At 45.0% G+C, this 420-nt stretch carries 1 protein-coding gene; it reads left to right on the top strand.

The genetic code is table 11. The features are described from left to right. Positions 1–47: 47 nt before the first annotated feature. Positions 48–420, top strand: a 373-nt coding sequence (locus HMPREF9444_RS05990) for a hypothetical protein (protein WP_040909323.1), incomplete at its 3' end; no start/stop codon positions are given.

Here is a 420-nt window from a genome sequence, read left to right on the forward strand (position 1 = left end):
AAATCGACCATTATCAGCGCCGGCTTAAAGAAGTAAAAGAGCTCTTTATGCATAAGCAAATCCTGACCGCTCAAGAGCAGGCTTTTCTTTACTCCAATTACTGTACCGATAAAGATACCGGTGTGCTTATCCTTAATGACAAGCACGAGCCGATTCTTGATACCGGCGCATATAATAACGTCATTAAAAATGCCGGCATCTATCTTACCGTTTCCGACCATATCAAATATGCCGATGTCGCCTATCGGGCCTATACCCGCCGCAAGTGCATCGAAGATACTTTCGCTACGCTCAAAACCCGCATGCAGTTAAAGCGCCTGCGTGTCAGCTCCGAAGATTCATTGTGCGATAAATGCTTTATCGAATTCATCGCTCTTACACTGTATGCTTTTTTATACCGCAGACTTGAAGGCTCGGGAA

The sequence above is a fragment of the Succinatimonas hippei YIT 12066 genome (genome assembly GCF_000188195.1).
GTDB lineage: Bacteria > Pseudomonadota > Gammaproteobacteria > Enterobacterales > Succinivibrionaceae > Succinatimonas > Succinatimonas hippei.